Below are 20,343 nucleotides of genomic sequence, written 5' to 3'. Positions count from 1 at the left end.
TTACGATACTAACCTGAAATTATAAGTTATCTGTTTCTGGTATCACTCTCAATGACACCATCACGTAATCGTATTACACGATGCGCATGAGCAGCTACTTCTTCTTCATGAGTTACCAAAATTACAGTGTTACCAGCTCCGTGAATATCATCAAATAACTGCATGATTTCTAAAGAGGTTTTAGAATCCAAATTCCCTGTAGGTTCATCTGCCAATATGATAGAAGGTTTATTAACTAAGGCGCGGCCTACAGCAACTCGTTGTCTCTGTCCACCAGAAAGTTGATTTGGTTTGTGATCCATACGATCTGCTAGTCCTACATCTGTTAATACTTCTTCGGCTCTTGCATTTCGATCTTTTTTAGAGGTCCCAGCATAAACCATCGGCAGTGCTACGTTATCTAAGGCTGTAGTTCTTGGTAAAAGATTAAAAGTCTGAAATACAAAACCAATTTCTTTATTTCTAATATCCGCTAATTCGTCATCGGTCATTTTGCTAACATCATTTCCATTAAGGTTATAGGTGCCATCAGTTGGGGTGTCTAAACAACCTAAAAGATTCATAAGTGTAGATTTTCCAGATCCAGAAGGTCCCATGATAGCGATATAATCTCCTCGTTTTATTTCTAGATCAATGCCTTTAAGTACATACACTGTTTCTTGACCTAATTGAAAGTTTCTAATGATACCTTTAATATCGATAACGTTTTCCATGCGATGAATTAATTATAGCCGTAAGATACGATTTTAGCTTATATGACGCATCAATGAAGAAGTTGTTACACTCTAATTGTAAAATGTTCTTTTTCTTGTTCTTTTCTAAAAAAAATAAAGCCTAAATCAAAAGTGTCTATAGTAACTTTAACCTTGTAATGATCTTGTAATTTTTCCCAAACTAGTTGATGTTCTTTCGATGAATGTATGGCCTGTAAAAGAAGTAGGGAATCATTATGAACTCTAGAGAATAATGTTTCTAAATATTCTGGATTTTCTTGCAGTTTGTTGATGTTTAGATATATGAAATCGTATTTTTTGTTGTTGGTTTCAGAATTAGAAATTGAAATGGAATTATTAAGGGTTAAAATCTCTGCAATATTATTAGAGGGTTTTTCAGGGATTAAACCTGATTTGTAATCTAGATACGGTATTAATCGGTTTATAAGTTTAGCATTTTTAAAATTTATATCAACAGTATTATTTTTAAGAATTAATTTTATTCTGGGATATGCGTCTTTTTTTTTTGAATCATAAAAACACTTAGTAACCAAATTATAAATAAAAGGGGAATGTACACCGTGTTGGTTAGTAGATTTAATCAAAAACCGAAAATATGACTTGATTTTAAAAAACATGAATGAAGTAATAAGTATAAGTATCTATTCCATTTTTTCAGAAAGCTCTAACCATCGCATTTCTTTTTCTTCAATACTATCTATAATCTCTTTTAGCTTCGCAGACTCTTCATTAATTTTATCTCCTTCCAAAGAACCATTAGCGAAAAGTTTCTCTATATCTTTTTTCTGAATTTCTAATTTCTTTAGATCACGTTCGATACGGTTATATTCTTTTTGTTCATTATAAGACAAAGCAATCTTATTATCTTTTTTCCAAGATGTCTTTGTTTTTGGTTCCGTGTCAATCGATTTAGTTTTTTCTGGTGGTCGACTATTTTCGTAAATACGGTAATCGGAATAATTACCAGGGAAATCTTCTATTACTCCATTTCCTCTAAATACAAATAGATGATCTACTATTTTGTCCATAAAATATCGATCGTGTGATACTACAATTAGACAGCCAGGAAAATCTAATAAGAAGTTTTCCAAAACATTTAGAGTAACAATATCTAAATCATTCGTAGGTTCATCAAGTATTAAGAAATTAGGGTTCTGTATAAGAACAGTACATAGGTATAATCGTTTTCGCTCACCACCACTCAGTTTTTCTACAAAATCATATTGTTTTTTGCGGTCAAATAAAAAACGTTCTAATAGTTGTTGTGCAGAAATTTGCCTTCCTTTTTTTAAAGGGATATAATCACCAAATTCTCTGATCACTTCTATCACTTTTTGCCCTTCTTTGATAGTGATACCTTTTTGGGTGTAGTAACCAAATTTTACAGTGTCTCCAATTACTATTTTACCTTGATCAGGTTGGGTAGCTCCGGTAATCATATTTAGAAACGTTGACTTTCCGGTTCCGTTTTTACCAATAATTCCAACTCGTTCTCCTTTTCGAAAAACATATTCGTACTTGTCTAACAAAACAAGGTTTTCATAACTTTTAGAAACCTTATGGATTTCTAGGATTTTACTTCCTAGTCGTTCCATATTTATCTCTAATTGTATTTCGTGATCATTTCTTCTTTTATGCGCTCGTTCTTTTATTTCATAAAAATCATCAATTCTTGATTTTGATTTTGTTGTTCGAGCTTTAGGCTGTCTTCGCATCCAATCCAACTCCTTTTTATAAAGTTGTTTAGCTTTGTTGGTTTCAATTTCTTCATTAGCGACTCTAGCTTCTTTATTCTGAAGATAATAGGCGTAATTTCCTTTGTAACTGTATAATTTCCCGTTTTCAAGTTCTACAATTTCATTACAAACGTTTTCTAGAAAATAACGATCGTGAGTAACCATAAAAAGAGTGAAGTTTTCTTTGGCAAAATACTCTTCAAGCCATTCAATCATTTCCAAATCTAAATGATTGGTTGGCTCATCTAGATATAATAGTTCAGGTTTACTGAGTAGAATATTAGCAAGTGCTAACCTTTTTTTTTGCCCTCCAGAAAGTAAACTTACTTTTTGATTTAGGTTTTCTAACTTTAGTTTAAAAAGAATTTGTTTGTATTGTGTTTCAAAATCCCATGCATTCAAAGCATCCATTTGCTCAAAAGCTTTTTGGTAAGCTTCAGTATCATCAGGATTTTGCAGCGCTTTTTCATAAGTATTTATTACTCGTAACGTATCATTATCAGCAGCAAAAATAGTTTGCTCAATAGTAAGATTGGGGTCTAGATTAGGCTCCTGAGGTAAAAAAGCTACTTTTAGATTTTTTCTATATACGACTTGACCATTATCAGGCTCTTCATCACCAGCAACAATGTTGAGTAGAGATGTTTTTCCTGTTCCATTTTTTGCAATAAAACCTATTTTCTGACCTTCATTAATTCCAAAAGAGATATTCTGAAACAGTATGCGTTCTCCAAATGATTTAGCAATATTTTCTACTGATACGTAATTCACTTATTAATTTTAAAATTGACGCAAAGATAAATAGAAATAGATTCTATGAAAGGTTTTACTGGTGGTATAATATTTCTTTTCAATATAATTAAATATTCTTTTTTCTTTTTTTTTGAGTATTTTTATTTTCCCAAGTCAACTATAATTAGCCTATGAAGAGAAAACTACTTATAATAATTGTGCTCTTATGTACGCATATTTTATCTGCTCAGGATACATATAGAGACGAGTTTAATACAGTTTCTTATAATAACAATAATGGGAGTTCTAATTGGTCCGGTGATTGGGATGAGGAAAATGATGATGATGATCCTGCAGCTGGCTTTATACGTATTACAGGTAATACATTACGATTCTTTAGAATTGGAGATGAAATTATTTCTAGAAGTGCTGATTTAACCGGAGCAACAGTTGCTACATTATCTTTTGATTGGGAAACTGATAATATAGAATCCAACGAAGAATTATTGATTCAGGTATCGGATGATGGTATTAGTTTTGATACTTTAGGCAGTTTTACAGGTACTACTACAGGTACTTTCACCGAAGACATTACGGCATATATTTCTGCAAATACAACAATAAGGTTTCTAGATCCAGATACTACTGTTTGGACCAGTACAGGAGATATTGCTGAGATTGATAATATACAAATTGAAGCGATCTTTCCGGATGAACCTCCTGTTATAGTGGTGACTGGAGATCAACATTTTTGTCCTAATGGAGCGAATTCTGCTCCAGTAGTAGAAACAGTTTCTATTACAGATCCTGATGATGTTAATTTAGAACAACTTACGATTCAAGTTTCTACAGGGTATCAAAATGGATCCGATTTATTAGTATTAACAGGTGTACATCCTAATATTACAGACAGCTGGGATGTTACCGAAGGAAGACTAACATTAACTGGACCAGCTACTTTTGCTGATTTTGAAGCTGCTGTTTTGGCTACAGTTTTTTCATCTACACCTCCAGTTTTAGGAGTTCTAAGGGAATTTTCGATCGTTTTAGGATCTCCTTTATATTTGCCAGAAACAGGTCATTATTATGAGTTTATTTCTTCTCTAGGAATACGATGGGATGATGCGAGAGATGAGGCAGAGTTAAGAACCTTTTTTGGACTTCAAGGATATATGGCTACACTTACCAGTACTATTGAGGCCACTTTTGCCGGAGATCAAATTACAGGAACAGGTTGGATTGGAGCTAGTGATAATTTTGGCTCTGGAGAAGGTGAGTGGAGATGGGAAACAGGTCCAGAAGCTGGAACTATATTCTGGAATGGTGATGAAACAGGAACCGTGGTACCTGGCGAATTTGCTTTTTGGAATAATAATGAACCTAACGATTATCCTGACGATGCAATACCAGGTCAAGAAAATTATGCACATATAACGGATGATACAATTGGTATTCAGAATTCTTGGAATGATCTACCAATCACTGGAGGAGGAGGTGCTTATGTTGCTCAAGGATATATTGTGGAATATGGAGGCTTACCTGGTGATCCAGTACTTCAAATATCAGGAGTAACGAGATTGAGAATAAGTTGTACGGTTATTACTAACCGAAATAAAACATATAGGGTTAATTATTAGATTGGAAACAGTATGATTTCTTTTTTGACATCTTTACTTCCTAAAAAGTTATTTTTTTTCTTCGTCTGGTCATAGAAAATAGGAATATAAAAATCATCAGAAAAATAGCAACTCTTGCTAGATAATCACCAGCTTTTACATAAAAAGTAATTTTTTTATTAGTTTTAAGACTTCCTTTTAGAACTCCTTGTTCATTGTACGCTAAAGAAGATACAATATTACCAGTCTGATCGATAATGGCGGAGATTCCAGTATTAGCACTTCTAGCGATACTTCTTCTGGTTTCGATTGCTCTCAATTTTGCATAGGCCAAATGTTGTTTATGTCCTTGTGTTACTCCCCACCAAGCATCATTAGTAATGATGGCAAGAAAATCAGCATCATTCCTTATATAACCAGTAACAAACTCACCATAAACGCTTTCATAACAAATGATTGGACCTGCGCCAAGACCTTCTTTAGTAAAGAAAACTTCTCGATCATCTTGTGTTGTTTTTTTGGCAACGGTACCTCCTAAATCTATCATGGCGTCGCCAACTAATGGTTTAAAAACACTTTGATAAGGAAAATTTTCTACTCCAACGACCAGTTTACTTTTGTTATAAATTTCTGTTGTTCCATCTTGTCTTACTAAGAAGGCAGAGTTGTAATCATCATAGAATACACCACTTTTATGCTCATTTGTTTGTGGACGAACTTTAGCAGGATTTCTGAATACTTCTAATAGAGAAATTCCTGAAAGAAAATTAGCATTGGGATACTCATTAATAATACTACTAGCTGTTTTTCTTGCAATAGAGTTATTAAAATTCTTTAGTCTATTATTATCAGCAAAAACAGTTTCTGGAGCTATAATAAAATCTGTCTTTTGGGAAATTTCTTTAGCGGTAAGAGAGCTTAATAATGTGCCTACACGATCATCAGAAGTGTTGTATTTTTCGGTATAAGGGTTTATGTTGGGTTGTAGTATAATAACTTCTACATCTTTACCTTCTTCCGTATAAGTTTTTAGAATTATAAATGAAATTACAATTGGAACAATTATAAGAAGTCCATTCTTTATCGCGGATCGATACAAAATAGACTTTTCTTTGTGTTCAATATAAAGTAAAACACTTTTATATAACCCAATATTTACTACCCAAATCCATAGTGTCCCTCCGAAAGTACCTGTGTATTCATACCATTGTATCCAAGAAGTGAAATTGGCAAATCCGTTACCCAAATTAAGCCAAGGCCAAGAAAACTGCCATTGCAGGTGTAGGTATTCAAAACTCATCCAAATGCATACTAAGAAGACTGCACCAATAGTAAATGATGATCTTCTGGCAATAATGTGATAGATAAGAAATACTAATGCCATTAATAATGTATTGACGATTTCTGCAAACCACATTCCAAAAGGAGTAGAGTTGTATATCCACCAAGTGGTAATCATATTCCATATAAAGAATGCTAGAAAAGCAAAGCCTAATACTTGAGTTTTATGACGTTTATTGTTACGTGTTTTGTATTCTATAATTAATAAAGGGACAAAGCCAAAAAATAGAAATAAAGGAAAACCATAGGTAGGCCATCCAATAGAAAGTAATAAACCAGATAAAATAGCAAGTAAAATGTTTTTCATACGGAGTGTTCTGTCTTAGTAACGAAATTAATCTTATTTCGTTACAAAACTTTAAGTCAAAGCTAAAAAAATGTTATGATTGAATATGTGATATTGTTATCTAAAAATACTCCAGTCTACTTTTATAGAAAATACATTAGAATAAATAGCGGCACTTTGATCTCCTATGTCTGTTAATGCATAATCTACTTGTATTCCTTTATATTGAAAACCAATACCAAAATTTGGTTGGAATCCTACGTTGTCAGAACCATCAAATTGTTCAATATTTTGAAAATTACCAACGCCTCCTCTCAGGTATACTATTTTAGAATAATCTAATTCAAAACCAAAAGCCGGGGTAATACTAATTGCAGATGAGGAAATGATATCGTTAGTCTCTGCAAAACGTACATTCATATCCAATTCAGTGTTTAAACCGAATTTTTTGCCTATGTCAAATTTTCTTGCAGCTCCAAATTGCAATTTGGGAATAGTAATTTCTGTTGTTTCCGGTAATTCTTGATCTCTAATTTGAGGTATTTGATCTTCATCAGGAATACCATCTCCGTTTAGATCACCAATAGCAAAATCTTCTACATTCCAAGCATTAAAAGTTGTAGTGATATCACGTACCATAATTCCAAATTGCCATTTGTTCCTTTGATATTGTAATGCTGCGTCAAAACCAAATCCCCAAGAAGAGGCAAAATCTCCAATAACCCTTCGTATTACCTTAGCATTCGCTCCATAACTCAACCCTTCTATAGGTAATTTTCTAGAATAAGAAAATGTAAAAGCATAATCTGCTGCAGAGAATAAATTGATCCTAGTGTAATCAATATTACCATCAGCATCTACAAGACTGGTTGTGTCTAAAATATCATCTACTCCAAAACGAATTAAGGAAAGAGCAATAGCGCTTTTTTCATCTAAAGGCATCGCAAAAGCTAAGTAGTCATAATTCGCAATATTTGCAAAATAAGCCGCGTGCATAAATGATACTTGGTTGTCTTCTAAATGGATTAATCCTGCAGGATTCCAATAGCCCGAGTTTACATCACCAGATGTTGCAACTACGGCATTCGCCATCCCTAAAGCACCAGCATCTACACCAATATTTAGAAATTCATTAGAATATTTTCTAGTTTGTGCCGAAGAAAACGATACAACTAAAAGTAGTAATGCAATTATAATTCTTTTCAATCCAAGCAATTTTTGACAAATATCTCACTATTTTTCAACATGATAAACTTTATTTGTGATTTCATATTGTGTAGCCTATGTTAATAGACGAAAATAGTTTGCTATTTTTACACAAAAATCAAATCATATGTGGCTTAAAAAGCAAATCCCTAATATTATTACATTACTTAATCTACTTTGTGGATGTATTGCAACCATCTTTGCAGTTCAGGGAGCTTTAGAATTAGCAGCACTTTTTGTGGCGCTTGGTATTGGTTTTGATTTTTTTGATGGCTTTGCTGCTAGAATTTTGAAAGTACAAAGCGAATTAGGGTTGCAGCTGGATTCTCTAGCGGATATGGTTACTAGTGGTTTAGTTCCGGGAATAGTGATGTTCCAGATGCTTGCTAAGATTTTTGGATACCCCTATCGGGGCGTTTCTGAAGGTTCTGGTCAAGTAATTTCTTATGACTTTATACTTAGTGATTTTGGGTTGAATTATTTGCCACTAGTAGGTTTGCTTATAACACTAGCTTCTGCATATAGATTGGCTAAATTTAATATCGATACACGTCAGACTACCTCGTTTATAGGTTTACCGACTCCTGCAAATGCGCTATTGATTTTAAGTTTACCATTAATCATCAGATATCAGACGCATCCATGGATGTCAGATGTTATTTTAAATCAATGGTTTTTGATCGGTTTAACTTTGATAAGTTGTTATTTATTAAATGCCGAAATTGGACTGTTTGCTCTTAAGTTTAAAACTTGGGGTTTTGCTGAAAATAAAGTCAGATATATTTTCTTATTGCTTACAATTGTTTTGTTTGTATTACTTCAGTTTATGGCAATACCTTGTGTTATCTTGTTGTATGTTTTGATGTCCCTAATTTTTAGGGAGAAAGATGTTGCGCAGAACAATTAATTAAGTAAATGAAAAATATTTACAGAGTACTGTTTTCTATAGTTGGAATATCTTTTATGTTTTGCTGTTCTAGTAAAGTTAGAAATGAATCCATAGAATACGATAGTGGTATTACTTTAATCAAAAAACATGATTCTTTATTTTATATACAAATCAAATCAGATTCTTTAATAGATACTTGGGAGTTAAAATATCCAGTGTATCAATATATGATTGGAGATGTAGATGAAAATGGATCTAATGATATATTAGTAGGAGTTATTAAAACAACTCGATTTGATTCCATAAAAAGAAAACGACTTTTTATTTTTAAAAATTATGAAGGTTATGTCCGTCCACTATGGTTAGGTTCCAGGTTGGGTAAACCTTTGGTAGACTTTAATTTTATAAAAAATAAAGAAGGTAGTTTTATTAGAAGTGTTGAAAAAGAAAAGAGTGGAAAGGTATTAATAGCAGAATATAAATGGCGTAGATTTGGGTTGGAATTCAAAAGATATATCCATCGAGAAATTGATAGTCTAAGGGCAATACGCATACTTAAAAACGAAAACATATAAATTAAAAGAATTATGAACAGACAAATACTATTTGCTAGTTTCTTTTTGTTTCTAATAGCTTGCGGAGGTGATAAAAAATCCGAAGAAAAAAAACAATTTGAAGTTTCTCCGGATATTGTAGAAGTAACTGAAAAGGATGATCAGATTATCGAGAATGTAGAGAATCCTGTTCTGATTGATGGAAAACTGGATATAGAACAGCTGGGAGAGGATATTAATTTAGAAATGGACATTTCTTCGTTTAGTCTTTATGAAATTAGGATTTTACGAAACAGTTTTGCTGCTAAACAAGGGTATTGCTTTATGAAAGGGGATCTTAGGTATACTTTTGGTGCTACTAGTTGGTATAATGAAAGAATGGAAAATCGGTATTGGGCAGAAGAAGGAGGAAAGGATATAGCACCTATTTCGTATTCGGACCAAGAAACAGTCTTTATTGAGAAATTAAAGAAGAGAGAAGAAGAATTAAAATTAAAGAATTTAGTAAAAAAAGGTAATAGACAATTGGCGAACGTGAACAATGTTGTAAACCTTTTTCAATTAAATGATCCAGCACCCGAATTGATGAGTATGTTAAGTCAGAATGGGTTTGCTATAGTTCTTAATAATAATATTCAGTTATTTCATTTGTATGAACAAAATGATTATGCTGAGTTCCCAAATTTTGTAACTACCGATATGTATATGCAATTGTTTCATATGTATTTTGGTTACATACTTAGACAAATAGAAGAAGAACAATTTATTGCTATACTATCACAGATTTGTGAGTCTATGATAAAGGATATGCAAGAGATTGCAAAAACTACACCTAATGAATCAATAAAGGAAATAGCAAAATTTAATCATACCTATTATGCTATAGCCTATACTGTTTTAACTAACAAAAAAATAGAAGTGCCTTTGGGGTATGAACAACACTATGAAAATGAATTAGTTTCAATTAAAGGAGCAGAGGATAGTACTTCTAAATTTTTAGAATTTGAAGAAGTTAATTTTCCTTATAGCTTATTTAAACCGAGAGGACATTACACTCGTACAGAAACGTTAAAACGATATTTTAGTGCTATGATGTGGCTGCAATCTGCACCTTTTTGCCTCAATAATGATTTACAATTTAAAAGAGCTTTGGTTAATGCTTCTGTTTTAGGGAATAGTCCAAATTTTGAAAAAGAAACATTACGGAAATATAAAGCAATAATGGAACCTATTAATTTTATAATAGGCCAACCAGATAATGTGTCTTTTTTGGATTTAGTAGATTTAATTGAAAAGGAAGAGCTCCCTGTAGAAGAGATTTTACATAATACTACTGTTATTGAAAGCATGAAGGAGGAAGTGAAAAAAATGGCAGAAATCAAAGATAAAATAAGATCAGGTGGCGGAAGTTGTAAAATTAAAATCAACTTTATTCCACAAAGATATTTATCAGATAATGATGTTCTTCAGAATTTAGTAGATTTAAAAAGTAAAGTTTCTAAACGCCCTTATCCTCAAGGTTTAGATGTCATGGCTGCTTTTGGGAGTGAATCTGCCGAAAATTTATTACTGAATGAATTGAAAGAAGGTGAGAAATGGAGTAAGTATCCGGAATTACTTTCTGATATGCAAAAAGAAATGAAAGACTTAGACTGGAATGAAACTCTGTATACCAAATGGATACAAAGTTTATTGGAGTTGCAGAAACCGAATGATAGTTATCCGTATTTTATGCAGACAACCGAATGGGATAAGAAAAACTTAAATGCATCATTAGCGTCTTGGGCAGAACTTAAACATGATTCTATTCTTTATGCAGAACAACCTATGGCAGCTGAGTGCGGATCTGGAGAAGAGGTACCTAGTCCATATACGGTTGGGTATGTAGAGCCTAATATTGGGTATTGGAATACGGTAATCGAATTAATAGATCTTACCAAATCTGTTTTAGAAAGAAATAAACTATTGAATTCTAACATTTCTAGAATTACAACAGGTTTAAGAGAAAATGCAGAGTTTTTGTTATCAGCTAGTACAAAAGAACTTGCTGGTAAAAAGTTATCTGTGCAAGAATATGGTCAGATAGAAATAATTGGGAGTACATTCGAATGGTTAACGTTGGATTTAGTCAAGCAAAAAGATCAATATCTTGATGGTTGGCATAATGTAAAAGGTGCAGATAAATCTGTTGCTATTGTAGCGGATATTTATACCGCTAATGGCGAGAACAATCCAGATAAAGGAATCTTACACGTCGCAACAGGTAATGTAAATGATATATATGCAGTAGTAGAAATTGAAGGGTATTTATACATAACTAAAGGTGCGGTGTTTGGATATCATGAATTTCATTTACCAATGGGTAATCGTTTAACAGACGAAGAATGGCAAGAAATGCTAGAAAATAATGAAGCAACCGGAATACCAATTTGGATGAAAGATATTATTGTACCAATACCAGTTCCTAAAACGAATGAAAAAATATTCTACAGTTCCGGATGTTAACAGAATTTAGATATTACTTGATGTCTCAATATCGATTAGGTGCGTTTGTTTTTTATTTAATAACCTTTTTAATAGTAACCTCTTCTTGTAATACAGGTAGAGGAAAAACTGATGAAATTAGTATTGTTTTTGTTGGGGATTTATTGTTGGATAGAGGTGTGCGGAATCGTATTGAACATTTGGGGATGAATAGCCTATTTCACTCATCCATAGATTCAGTTTTTCAAAAAAATGATATTGTTATAGCAAATTTAGAATGCCCGGCTACCGAGATAGAGGAACCGATTAATAAAAAATTTATTTTTAGAGCAGAACCATCTTGGTTAAAGTCATTAAAAGATCATGGAATAACACATCTTAATATGGCTAATAATCATGCGATGGATCAAGGTAGAAACGGTCTCGTGGATACTAATAAAAATATAATAAACAATGGTTTGATTGCCTTGGGGTATGGAGAGAATACGGAAAAAGCCTGTCGACCCAAATTAGTTGCTACCACTCCTAGGAATGTTTATGTGTTTTCTTCTCTTCAAGTTCCATCAGAAAATTGGACTTTTTTAGAAAACAAACCTTGTGTTTGCGAAGATTCTTTTGATGCTATTTCTGGTAAGATTAAGGGGTTAAAAAGTAAAGAACCTAATTCGGTAATTATAGTGCAGCTCCATTGGGGAGCAGAACATACTGTTGTTCCACTAACGTATCAAAAGCAACAAGCATATTTGTTAATAGATGCTGGTGCTGACGGTATTATTGGGCACCATCCTCATACAATTCAGACGGTAGAGTCGTATAAACAAAAACCAATTTATTATAGTATTGGGAATTTTATTTTTGACCAAAATAAACCTATTAACTCTAAAGGGTTATTAGTGCAGTTACAAGTTCGCGAAAAAGATGTTGTTTTTAATCATTCAGAATTTAGCATAGAAAAATGTACACCAAAAATTTTAAACGACTAAGAAAAACTATATCTAAAAATCTAATTTCTTCTTTCTAAGTTCAAAATTCTGACCAAGATATACTTTACGAACCATTTCATCTTCTGCTAATTCCTCAGGAATACCTGCTTTAAGAATACTTCCTTCGAACATCAAGTAGGTTCTGTCGGTAATAGCAAGCGTTTCTTGTACATTATGATCTGTAATCAGGATTCCAATATTTTTATTTTTTAGTTGTGCTACAATCCGTTGAATATCTTCTACAGCAACTGGATCTACTCCTGCGAATGGTTCATCAAGTAGAATGAAATTTGGATCAGTAGCTAGTGCTCTGGCAATTTCTGTACGTCTTCTCTCGCCACCACTAAGAAGATCACCACGGTTTTTTCTAATATGCCCTAATCCAAACTCTTCTATTAGAGATTCCATTTTATGAAGTTGTTCTTTTTTAGAAAGTTTTGTTAGCTGAAGAACACTTAGAATATTGTCTTCTATACTTAATTTTCTAAAAACGGAAGCTTCCTGAGCCAAATAACCAATACCATTCTGCGCACGTTTGTACATAGGAAATTTGGTGATATCGGTATTGTCCAAAGTGATTTTTCCACCGTTAGGTTTAACTAAACCTACAATCATATAAAAAGAAGTAGTTTTACCAGCTCCATTGGGCCCTAATAAACCTACAATTTCTCCTTGATTTACTTCCAGAGAAATCCCTTTTACTACTTTTCGACCTTTGTATGACTTAATTAAGTTGTCCGCTTTTAACTTCATAATCAGAATGACTTCTTTAGATGGTAAGTGTTGCTATAATGAGCAGGTAAATTTATAGTATTTCTTTTAAACCTTAATTTTTAGATGTATTTGCTTCTAATGCATCCCAGTACTCATATGCTCTACGAAGATGAGGAATTACAATTGTTCCACCAATTAAAGTTGCAATGCTTAGGGTTTCTGCCACTTCTTCTTTGGTTAAACCTTCTTTATGACAAGTCTCTAAATGATAGCGGACACAGTCATCACATCTTAATACGGCAGAAGCAACCAAGCCTAATAGTTCTTTCGTTTTTACATCCAATGCTCCTTTCATAAAAGCATTCGTATCTAGATTAAAAATTCTTTTAATAATTTTATTATTATCTTCTAGAATACGAGAGTTCATTCTCTCTCTATATTCGTTAAATTCTTCAACTATAGTACTCATCTAGTTTGTGTTGTTAATTTTTTATTCTTTTTATTTTCTCTTCTGACAACCATTTTGGAAATAAAAATACTTATCTCATATAATATAAGTATTGGTATTGCAACAATTATCTGAGTAGAGATGTCTGGAGGTGTGATTACAGCAGCTAGAATAAGAACAATAACCAAAGCATATTTTCGATTACGTCTCATAAATTCTGGTGTTACTAATCCTACTTTACTTAAAAAGTATATGATTATAGGCAATTCAAAAATAAATCCAGATGCAATTACAGAAGCCCTAACTAATGATATATAAGATCCTATTTTTATCTGGTTTTCTACAACTTCGGCAACAGAAAAAGTAGCTAAGAAATTTACCGAAAGCGGTGCGATAATATAATACCCAAAAAGGACACCAATAAAAAATAATATAGAAGATACTATAATAAATCCTCTAGAATGTTTTCGCTCTTTTTCATAAAGTGCTGGTGAAATGAATTTCCAAAATTCATGCAATATATAAGGGAATGCTACTACAAATCCTGTGGTAATAGATGTCCATATGGCAGCGCTAAATTGCCCAGCCATTTCTGTACTAATAAAATTAAAAGGCATTTCTTCTAGACAGCCTTTTTCCATTCCAAAGGTTTCAGAAATACCGCATAAAACTCTGTAAGAGATAAAATTCGGATCTCTTAATGCAAAGATGATATCCGTAAAAATAGTTTTTATGAAAATAAAGGCAAAAATAGCGACCAAAACTATTGCTAAAGTTGCTCTTATTAAATGCCATCGTAACTCTTCTAGGTGATCAAGAAACGACATGGATTGCGGATCTTTTGTTGTTTTATTTGCCATTATAAAATACCTTCTCTCATTAGATCATGAATATGCAAAAGACCTGCATAGTTACCTTTTTCTTCAGCTAATAACTGCGATATTCCGTACTCCTCCAGTCTGTCTAGAGCATCTATCGCCATTGCATCTGCATCGATACGTTTAGGGTTTGGGGACATAATATCCTTAGCGGTTAAACCTGCAAAAGAAGTGTTCGTGGTGAGCATTCTTCGTAAATCACCATCGGTAATTATTCCGATAATTTTATTGTCTTCGGTTACTGCGGTTGCCCCTAATCTTTTTTCTGTCATTTCTACAATAACAGCGTTGATATCAGAATCTGGACTTACTTCAGGTTTTTCATTTTTAGATACAATATCATTTACCCGCAGGTATAATTTTTTTCCTAAAGCTCCTCCTGGATGATATTTAGCAAAATCTGTACTAGAAAATCCTTTTAGATTTAATAAACTTACAGCGACTGCATCACCAATAACTAATTGTGCAGTGGTGCTTGTTGTAGGAGCTAGATTATTAGGACATGCTTCTTTTTCTACAAAAGCATTTAAAACAAAGTCAGCTTCTTGCCCTAAAAATGATTCTTTATTAGAGGTAATACCAATTAAAGTATTGTTAAAGTTTTTAATCAGAGGTACCAGCACTTTAATTTCAGGGGTGTTTCCGCTTTTTGAAATACAAATTACTACATCATCTTTAAGAATATTACCCAAATCACCATGAATTGCATCTGCTGCGTGCATAAATACTGCTGGAGTACCAGTGGAATTCATAGTTGCTACTATTTTTGAAGCTATAATAGCACTTTTACCGATTCCTGTAATAATTACACGACCGTTAGAATTATGAATCGTATTCACCGCTTCTGCAAATTCTTGATCTATAAGCTGTTCCAGATTTGCAATTGCTTTAGCTTCTTCACTAATTGTTTTTTGGGCAAAAGAAATAATCGTATCGAGGGTGTTCAAAATTTATAAAATTTGCGTGTTATAAATAAAGATTTTATTATCTTTAATTATGCAAAGGTATGTAATACCTTATGAATTTTAAATAGTGCCAGAAAAAAGCTTACTATTTTTAGTTTTCCTTATCTTTGGTAACTTTTAAAAAAAGAACAATCCACTAAATCTTTACTGGGGAAAAAGGTTTTAGTGATAGCGATTTTAATTTAATTGGTATATAAAAGTTAAACGATTTAATGAGTTTGAACGAAACCGACTTACAAGGAGCTTTAAAAAAGTACTTTGGTTTTAGTCAATTTAGAGGATTGCAGGAGAAGGTTATAGAAAGTATTTTAGGAAAACAAAATACTTTTGTTATTATGCCTACAGGTGGTGGAAAATCCCTTTGCTACCAGCTTCCTGCCTTAATGTGTGAAGGAACAGCTATTGTAGTTTCTCCGCTAATCGCACTAATGAAAAATCAAGTAGATGCTATTCGAAGTATTTCTTCTGAAGAAGGAATAGCACATGTGTTAAATTCTTCCCTCAACAAATCCGAGGTCAAAAGAGTAAAAGGAGACATAGTTAGTGGTGTAACAAAACTGTTATATGTGGCACCAGAATCTTTGACAAAAGAAGAGTACGTAGATTTCCTAAAAGAGCAAAAGATTTCTTTTCTGGCTGTGGATGAAGCCCATTGTATAAGTGAATGGGGACATGATTTTAGACCAGAGTATAGGAATCTAAGAAATATTATTAAACGAATAGGAGAAGATATTCCGATTATAGGATTAACAGCAACGGCAACGCCAAAAGTTCAAGAAGATATTCTTAAGAATTTAGCGATGAGTAATGCTAAAACATTTAAAGCGTCCTTTAATCGTCCTAATTTGTTTTATGAAATACGCCCGAAAACAAAAAATGTAGATGCTGATATTATTCGTTTTGTAAAACAAAATAGTGGCAAAAGCGGAATTGTTTATTGCTTAAGCAGAAAACGCGTAGAAGAGCTTGCTCAAACACTAGAGGTAAATGGCGTAAAAGCTGTTCCTTACCATGCAGGTTTGGATGCTAAGACCAGAGCAAAGCATCAAGATATGTTCTTAATGGAAGATGCTGATGTAGTAGTTGCTACAATTGCTTTTGGAATGGGGATCGATAAACCCGATGTACGTTTTGTAATCCATCATGATATTCCTAAAAGTATAGAAAGTTATTACCAAGAAACAGGTCGTGCAGGTAGAGATGGTGGAGAAGGACACTGTTTGGCGTATTATGCTTATAAGGATATTGAGAAGTTAGAAAAATTTATGAGTGGTAAACCTGTTGCAGAGCAGGAGATAGGACATGCCTTGTTACAGGAAGTAGTGGCTTTTGCCGAAACTTCTATATCCAGACGTAAATTTATATTGCATTATTTTGGTGAGGAGTTTGATGAGGTTACAGGAGAAGGAGCGGACATGGACGATAATGTTCGTAATCCAAAAAAGAAACATGAAGCTCAAGAAGAAGTGCAACTCTTATTAAAAGTTGTAAATAGAACAGGAGAAATTTATAAATCGAAAGACTTAGTAAATACGTTGATCGGAAAAAGTAATGCGCTTATTATATCTCATAAAACTCATGAACAACCTTTTTTCGGAACAGGTAAGTTTAGAGAAGATAAATATTGGATGGCATTGATCCGACAAGTGCTCGTTTCTGGGTATTTGAAAAAAGATATAGAGACTTATGGTGTGATAAGAATTACTCCAGAAGGAAGAAAATTTATCGAATCGCCTGTGAGTTTTATGATGACAGAAGATCATGTATATGATCAGACTAAGGACGATTCTATTATAACCGCTGCTAAAGGTGTAGGAAAAGCAGGTGGCACTGATGATCGATTAGTAGGTATGCTAAAAGATTTAAGAAAAACTGTTGCCAAGAAATTAGGAGTTCCTCCGTTCGTGGTATTTCAGGATCCATCGCTAGAAGATATGGCCCTTAAATACCCGATAAGTATCGAGGAATTAGGAAATGTTCATGGAGTAGGAGAAGGAAAAGCCAAAAAATACGGAAAAGAGTTTGTAGCATTAATCTCTAAATATGTAGATGAGAATGATATTATGCGTCCTGATGATTTTGTCGTAAAAAGTACAGGAGCTAATAGTGGACTTAAGTTATATATTATCCAGAATGTAGATAGAAAACTTCCGTTGGATGATATCGCTGCAGCTAAAGGAATGGATATGCCAGAGTTTATTAAAGAAATGGAAGCTATTGTATATAGTGGTACTAAACTTAATATTACATACTGGATAGATGAAATATTAGATGAAGATCAACAAGAAGAAATTCATGAATATTTTATAGAGGCAGAAAATGATAAAATAGATACGGCGATTGAAGAGTTTGATGGAGATTATGATGATGAAGAATTAAGATTGTATCGTATCAAATTTATTAGTGATGTAGCTAATTAAAGTAGATATTATAGAAATAAAAAAGAGAGGATGTTTTTACATCCTCTCTTTTTTTAGAAGTATTTTATTGATTTCCGTTTACGCATACCCCATTTTGAGGATACCAACCTAAACATAGGCATAGAGTTCCATCGATAGAGATTGCTTGAGCACAAGCAGGATTTCCATTACCTCCATTAATGGATTTTTGTTGATTTTTTTTAATTTCCTGAACTCCGTTTTCTTTTAAAATGTTCTTTAACATATTGTTAGTTTTAAGAATAATTTATAATGCCCTGAACATTTATAGACACTCAAGGTATATGTCTATTTAATATATTAAGAACGATTAATAATATAATTGTTGCTTAAAGAGATGTTAAATAAACAGGGAAAATTCAGTTTTTTATTTGAGCTATTATAATTTTTTAAGGTTTAAAATAGATTCATAGAAAGATATAAGCTAGAAGTAGTTAACTCTGAGTCTGGTATAGAAGTGCTTTTTGATATGTTCTTAGCTGTATATTGTCTAAAACCAATTTTAAATCGACCTGATCCAAGACCCCCACCATAAAAGTAATCGGTGGTAGTATTTTCTATTTCATTCTCTGCAAAAACATTAGATTCTGTACCAATATTAAAATCGACAGTAAGACCTCCTTCTAGAAATAACTCAAACTTAGAACTTAAGTAAATATGAAATCGCGGTCCTACGGCTACATTGATACTTTTATAATCTAGTTCAAACTCACTATTAGAAATTTCGAAATCCCTACCGTCCATGGTAAAAGCCTTATACGTAGATTCTAGAAAGAAACTTAAATCTACCTTAGAAAAAGGTATAAAAGTCTCTATAAATATACCATATCGTGGCACAAAAACGTCATCATAACTTACATTACCAGCGCTGCCTATAATTGAATTGTGTGTAAAACCACTTACATCTGCTGCGGCAACGATACCTATTCTGGTTTGATTGATTTTTTTACGAATGCTATATTCTATTTCATTGCCTTTACATTCGTTATATTTTTTGAAGTATCTTTTTAAATCCCGTTGTGTGTAGGTAAGTTTAGAAACATCTTGATTCTCACAATTTATTTTATCCTGTAATTGCTGTTGATAGGTGTTGTTTTGCTGAGGGATAATCTTCTTTCCCGGTTTTTTACTTTCGTCTGGCGTATAAAATACCTTGTATAAAAGTAATTCTGGATATACGGTATTAGGATCCGTATAGAAAAAACGATTTACACCATTTTCAGAATATTGGTATAAGGTAGTTTTACTTTGTAATATAGTTCTTAAAAATATCTTTTGGTACCTAAGATTAGGATCTTTTGATTTAGTAGATTTGCCAACTGTATCTCCATTAAGATCAAATTGTAGGATATACCTTTTAAACCTATAATCTTCTCCTACAGCAAACTCCTTAACGTTTTCAATAGTTTCAGTTTTAGGGCTAGAAGAGATGGTTCGTTTCCATTCGAATTCTGTTGGGTTACTTCTCCATGACAATTTTTTGATTAAGCATTCTTTTCGGTTTCCATCGTTATCGATAAAATAACCAGCTTCATAAAGGCTTTGCGCGCTGCAAGTAGCTATGCAAAATAGGCCTACTGCAAAATAAAGTAAAGATTTCATGTATATGACGATCTGAGTGTGTGAAGCAGCAAATATAGCTTTTTTGTTAAAAATCAGATGGTTTGATGTGTAAAATAAGTTTTTTGAAGATGAGAGTGTTGATAGTGGTTGTTTAAGAGAAGAGTTGTTGTTAGATTTTTAGTTAATATTTTAAAAGGGAATAGTATTTTTATTTGCAGACTTCATTTCTCCTACCAATAGGAGAAATGAAGTTTGTTTAAGACTTAGCAGGCACCAGTAGGAAATCCGCAGAATTGATTTCCAGTAATTGGATCTTCCCATAAAACCTCATAACAGTTACCACATCTGTTAATTCCAGCTCCTCCTTTAATAGATTGCTGTTCGTTTTTGTTAATTGATGATACTCCGTTTACTTTTAAAATGTTTTTTAACATAATTTTTAATTAAAAGATTAATACTTGTTTCATAATAAGATCTATTAATTAGTTCTTATAGTATAATGTTCTTTAAAAGGTAAAATGTTACTATAAAAACTTACTTTTCTTAAAAAAAAATAAGTATTGGATAAATTAGGATGTAAATTTCAGCAATTTTTATTGGTAAATTATGTCAATTGAAATTATAAAAATTTCTTTTTCTTAATATAGAAGTAGTATACGGTAAAAAATATTATAATCAGGGCTAATCCAATCCATAAAAACATCATATTATTACTAGCAGGCAATAACGTTCCGCTATCTCCAATCAATACTAAAGAGGCCCAATAGTGGGGAGAA

The 20,343-nt window shown here is 32.7% G+C and carries 18 protein-coding genes; 6 read left to right on the top strand and 12 right to left on the bottom strand.

The features are described 5' to 3' along the window. Positions 1-26 precede the first annotated feature (26 nt). The 3 genes from J8L88_RS22680 to J8L88_RS22670 all read right to left on the bottom strand — a co-directional run bounded on the left by J8L88_RS22680 (position 27) and on the right by J8L88_RS22670 (position 3,241). Complete coding sequence (locus tag J8L88_RS22680) at positions 27-713, bottom strand: ABC transporter ATP-binding protein (RefSeq protein WP_027392326.1); 687 nt, start codon at positions 711-713, stop codon at positions 27-29. Positions 714-778: 65 nt separating this feature from the next. Beyond that, the gene (locus J8L88_RS22675; protein ID WP_211061956.1) at positions 779-1,318 is read right to left on the bottom strand and encodes a hypothetical protein; all 540 of its coding nucleotides are present in this window, start codon (positions 1,316-1,318) and stop codon (positions 779-781) included. A 57-nt stretch (positions 1,319-1,375) separates the two neighbouring features. Beyond that, positions 1,376-3,241, bottom strand: coding sequence for an ABC-F family ATP-binding cassette domain-containing protein (locus tag J8L88_RS22670; RefSeq protein ID WP_027392324.1), 1,866 nt, complete (start codon positions 3,239-3,241; stop codon positions 1,376-1,378). A gap of 152 nt (positions 3,242-3,393) precedes the next feature. Here J8L88_RS22670 and J8L88_RS22665 point away from each other — a divergent pair, with 152 nt between their 5' ends. Then, on the top strand, positions 3,394-4,839 hold the full coding sequence (locus tag J8L88_RS22665) for a hypothetical protein (RefSeq protein WP_211061955.1): 1,446 nt from the start codon (positions 3,394-3,396) through the stop codon (positions 4,837-4,839). 40 nt (positions 4,840-4,879) lie between these two features. Here the strand turns inward: J8L88_RS22665 and lnt are convergent, their stop codons facing one another. Further along, positions 4,880-6,466, bottom strand: a complete 1,587-nt coding sequence (gene lnt, locus J8L88_RS22660; protein ID WP_211061953.1) for an apolipoprotein N-acyltransferase — start codon at positions 6,464-6,466, stop codon at positions 4,880-4,882. Between the two features lie 96 nt (positions 6,467-6,562). After that, positions 6,563-7,651, bottom strand: a complete 1,089-nt coding sequence (locus J8L88_RS22655) for a PorV/PorQ family protein (RefSeq protein WP_027392322.1) — start codon at positions 7,649-7,651, stop codon at positions 6,563-6,565. A gap of 127 nt (positions 7,652-7,778) precedes the next feature. On the opposite strand from J8L88_RS22655, the gene J8L88_RS22650 reads away from it, so the two are divergent. The 4 genes from J8L88_RS22650 to J8L88_RS22635 are packed head-to-tail and all read left to right on the top strand — an operon-like array spanning position 7,779 to position 12,561. After that, positions 7,779-8,558 (top strand): phosphatidylcholine/phosphatidylserine synthase, encoded by a 780-nt coding sequence (locus tag J8L88_RS22650; protein WP_027392321.1) that lies wholly within the window; start codon positions 7,779-7,781, stop codon positions 8,556-8,558. A gap of 8 nt (positions 8,559-8,566) precedes the next feature. After that, entirely contained in the window at positions 8,567-9,115 is a 549-nt protein-coding gene (locus tag J8L88_RS22645) for a hypothetical protein (protein WP_211061951.1), read from the top strand. Between the two features lie 12 nt (positions 9,116-9,127). Beyond that, positions 9,128-11,599 carry a DUF3160 domain-containing protein gene (locus tag J8L88_RS22640; RefSeq protein WP_211061949.1) on the top strand — a complete coding sequence of 824 codons (2,472 nt, stop codon included), beginning with the start codon at positions 9,128-9,130 and terminating at the stop codon, positions 11,597-11,599. Then, entirely contained in the window at positions 11,593-12,561 is a 969-nt protein-coding gene (locus J8L88_RS22635) for a CapA family protein (protein ID WP_211061948.1), read from the top strand. The genes J8L88_RS22640 and J8L88_RS22635 overlap by 7 nt, the downstream gene beginning before the upstream one ends. 12 nt (positions 12,562-12,573) lie before the next feature. Here the strand turns inward: J8L88_RS22635 and lptB are convergent, their stop codons facing one another. The 4 genes from lptB to J8L88_RS22615 form a co-directional block, all read right to left on the bottom strand. Further along, on the bottom strand, positions 12,574-13,314 hold the full coding sequence (lptB, locus tag J8L88_RS22630; protein ID WP_027392318.1) for an LPS export ABC transporter ATP-binding protein: 741 nt from the start codon (positions 13,312-13,314) through the stop codon (positions 12,574-12,576). 73 nt (positions 13,315-13,387) lie between these two features. Then, positions 13,388-13,744 (bottom strand): carboxymuconolactone decarboxylase family protein, encoded by a 357-nt coding sequence (locus tag J8L88_RS22625; RefSeq protein WP_118389667.1) that lies wholly within the window; start codon positions 13,742-13,744, stop codon positions 13,388-13,390. Next, a complete protein-coding gene (tatC, locus tag J8L88_RS22620) occupies positions 13,741-14,583 on the bottom strand; it encodes a twin-arginine translocase subunit TatC (RefSeq protein WP_027392316.1) in 843 nt (280 codons plus the stop codon). Before tatC ends, J8L88_RS22625 begins: the two co-directional genes overlap by 4 nt. Then, positions 14,583-15,548, bottom strand: coding sequence for an SIS domain-containing protein (locus tag J8L88_RS22615; protein ID WP_118389669.1), 966 nt, complete (start codon positions 15,546-15,548; stop codon positions 14,583-14,585). Before J8L88_RS22615 ends, tatC begins: the two co-directional genes overlap by 1 nt. 230 nt (positions 15,549-15,778) lie before the next feature. Between J8L88_RS22615 and J8L88_RS22610 the strand changes: the two genes are divergently transcribed. After that, positions 15,779-17,986, top strand: a complete 2,208-nt coding sequence (locus tag J8L88_RS22610; RefSeq protein ID WP_118389672.1) for an ATP-dependent DNA helicase RecQ — start codon at positions 15,779-15,781, stop codon at positions 17,984-17,986. Between the two features lie 64 nt (positions 17,987-18,050). Here J8L88_RS22610 and J8L88_RS22605 read toward each other — a convergent pair whose 3' ends face one another. The 3 genes from J8L88_RS22605 to J8L88_RS22595 form a co-directional block, all read right to left on the bottom strand. Further along, complete coding sequence (locus J8L88_RS22605; RefSeq protein WP_027392313.1) at positions 18,051-18,230, bottom strand: hypothetical protein; 180 nt, start codon at positions 18,228-18,230, stop codon at positions 18,051-18,053. A 170-nt stretch (positions 18,231-18,400) separates the two neighbouring features. Further along, the gene (locus J8L88_RS22600) at positions 18,401-19,606 is read right to left on the bottom strand and encodes a hypothetical protein (protein WP_027392312.1); all 1,206 of its coding nucleotides are present in this window, start codon (positions 19,604-19,606) and stop codon (positions 18,401-18,403) included. Positions 19,607-19,830: 224 nt separating this feature from the next. After that, the gene (locus J8L88_RS22595) at positions 19,831-20,001 is read right to left on the bottom strand and encodes a hypothetical protein (protein ID WP_211061947.1); all 171 of its coding nucleotides are present in this window, start codon (positions 19,999-20,001) and stop codon (positions 19,831-19,833) included. Positions 20,002-20,343: the final 342 nt, after the last annotated feature.

Source organism: Aquimarina sp. MMG015, assembly GCF_018100855.1.
GTDB lineage: Bacteria > Bacteroidota > Bacteroidia > Flavobacteriales > Flavobacteriaceae > Aquimarina > Aquimarina latercula.
This window is presented reverse-complemented; position numbering and strand designations above follow the sequence as displayed.